Source organism: Microbacterium sp., from assembly GCF_031178525.1.
Taxonomy (GTDB): domain Bacteria; phylum Actinomycetota; class Actinomycetes; order Actinomycetales; family Microbacteriaceae; genus Microbacterium.
On sequence record NZ_JAPSJA010000327.1, the window covers coordinates 1 to 2479 of the forward strand.

A 2479-nucleotide genomic window follows, 5' to 3' on the forward strand; every position below is an offset into this window, starting at 1 on the left:
TCTACGTGGAGCCGGCCAAGTGGGTCGCGCGCCTGCGCGACGTGGGTGCGGACGCGCTGTTCAAGTGCGAGATGGTCGCGGGGCACGGCGGCGTGAGCGGCCGCTACAACTCCTGGCGCGAGCGGGCCTTCCAGCTCGCGTGGCTGTTCGACGTCCTGGGCGTCGCCGACGCCTGACGCGCGGCCTGCACGCGAGGAGATCCGCGCTCACGAGGACGGATCCGCGGCGGATCTCCTCGGGAACGCGGATCTCCTCGGGGGCGCGGATCTCCTCGGGAGTGTCCCCGGCCCGCCGCGCCCGGAGATCCCGGACGAGAAGCGTGGATGAGGCTCAGCCGAACAGGGCCGCGGCCTCCTCGTAGCGCGAGAGCGGCACGGTGTGCAGCTCACCGAGCGCATCGGCGAACGGGACGCGCACGATGTCGGTGCCGCGCAGCGCGACCATCTCACCCCACGCGCCCTCGACGACGGCGTCGGCCGTGTGGAGGCCGAGGCGGGTGGCGAGCACGCGGTCGAAGCCCGACGGCGAACCGCCGCGCTGGATGTGGCCCAGCACGGTCGCGCGCGTCTCGATGCCCGTGATCCGCTCGATCTCGGGCGCGAGCACCTCGCCGATGCCGCCCAGGCGCGGGCGGTTGAACGCGTCGAGGCCCTTGTCGCTGTAGGCCTCCTCCTGCCCCTTCAGCTTGAAGCCCTCCGACACCACGACGAGCGGCGCACGACCGCGCTCATGGGCCGAGGTGACCTGCGCCGTGATCTCCTCGATCGACAGCGGCACCTCGGGGATGCAGATGACGTGCGCACCGGCGGCAAGGCCGGCGTGCAGCGCGATCCAGCCGACGTGGCGGCCCATGACCTCGGCCACCATGCAGCGCTGGTGGGAGTCGCCCGTGGTGCGCAGGCGGTCCATCGCCTCTGTCGCGATGTTGACGGCCGTGTCGAAGCCGAACGAGTAGTCGGTCGCGCCGAGGTCGTTGTCGATCGTCTTGGGCACGCCGAACACGGGCACGCCGTCGTTCGAGAGGCGCTCGGCCGCCGCGAGGGTTCCCTCGCCGCCGATCGCCACGATGCCGTCGATGCCGTTCTCGGCGAGCGTCGCCTTGATGTTCTCGGCGCCGCCGCGCTCTCCCTCATAGGGGTTCGTGCGGCTGGTGCCCAGGATGGTGCCGCCGACCTTCGCGAGGCCCTTGACCTCGTGCCGGGTGAGCGGGAAGAAGTCCGCTTCGACGACGCCGCGCCAGCCGTCGCGGATGCCCACGAACTCGAGGTCGTAGGACGTGGTGCCCTTGAGGACGATGCCGCGGATGACCGCATTCAGTCCGGGGCAATCACCTCCGGACGTGAGGATTCCGATCTTCATGCTCTCGACACTAGGGGATCCGGACGACGCCCGAAGAGGCGTCGTCCGGCCGTGCGAGCGATCAGGCCAGCGCGTCCCGCAGCACGTGCATGAGGGCGGCGAGCTGCACCGAGTCGCTCGAGGTCGGGTCGACGGCCTCGCCGTCGAGCGCGCGCGCCGCGAGGCCCTGCTTCTGATCGATGAGCTCCGCGATCTTGGTGTCGATCGTGTGAGCCGCGATGATGCGCCACGCGGTGACCGGCTCGTCCTGTCCGATGCGGTGCACGCGGTCGATCGCCTGCGTCTGCTCGGCGGCGGTCCAGCTGAGCTCGGCGAGCACGACGTTCGACGACGCCTGCAGGTTCACGCCCACGCCCGCCGCGGTGAGCGAACACACCGCGATGCCGACCTCGGGATCGCCCGTGAACGCATCGATCGCCTGCTGGCGTGCGGCGGACGTCTGATCGCCTCGGATCGACACGCTCTTGATGCCGACCGCAGCGAAGTGCGCCTCGGCCTGGTCCATCACGTCGATGTGCTTCGCGAAGAACACCACCTTGCCGACCGAGCGCTGCAGCTGGGCCGCGTAGTCGGCTGCCAGGCCGGCCTTCGCCTGACCGATGCGGCGCACCATCGTGAAGACGTTGTCGCCCTCGGTGCCGGCCGCCTTCGTCTCGTCGAGCTCGCCCTGCGCGACGAGCCGCACGATGTCGTCGTCGATCTCGCCGGGCGCCAGGCCGCGGTCGCCGCGCGCCTCGATGATCCGGCGGTAGCGCGCGACCAGGCGCGCGCCCAGCTCGCGCTCGGCCTCGCGGATGCCGCGACCGAACTCGTCGTCCAGCTGCACCGGCAGGTCGGCGATCAGCTTGTCGGGCAGGTCCTTCGCGACGTCCTTCTTGCGGCGCCGCACGATGCCCATCGAGATCACGGCGTCGCGGGCCTCAGGATAGAACGCCTTGTCGGCGGGCGTGAGACCCGTGGCGTCGAGCTTCTCCATCAACTCGGGGCCCGGCTTGTCGCCGGTGGTCCAGCCGAGGAACCGCCAGATCGCGTCGAAGTCCTCGACGTCGTTGATGAGCGGCGTTCCCGTGAGAGCGAGCAGCAGCGGATCGCCACCCGGCATGCCCTCGCGGATGCTCGA

The 2479-nt window shown here is 70.8% G+C and carries 3 protein-coding genes; 1 reads left to right on the forward strand and 2 read right to left on the reverse strand.

What is annotated here, in order from left to right; translation table 11 throughout:
- Nucleotides 1-176, forward strand: a 176-nt coding sequence (locus tag RIF89_RS13895) for a prolyl oligopeptidase family serine peptidase (RefSeq protein WP_309069677.1), incomplete at its 5' end; no start/stop codon positions are given.
- A 154-nt stretch (nt 177-330) separates the two neighbouring features.
- Here the strand turns inward: RIF89_RS13895 and RIF89_RS13900 are convergent.
- Nucleotides 331-1359, reverse strand: a complete 1029-nt coding sequence (locus RIF89_RS13900; protein WP_309069675.1) for an ATP-dependent 6-phosphofructokinase — start codon at nt 1357-1359, stop codon at nt 331-333.
- Between the two features lie 61 nt (nt 1360-1420).
- The coding region (locus RIF89_RS13905) for a DEAD/DEAH box helicase (RefSeq protein ID WP_309069676.1) at nt 1421-2479 on the reverse strand (1059 nt) is incomplete at its 5' end.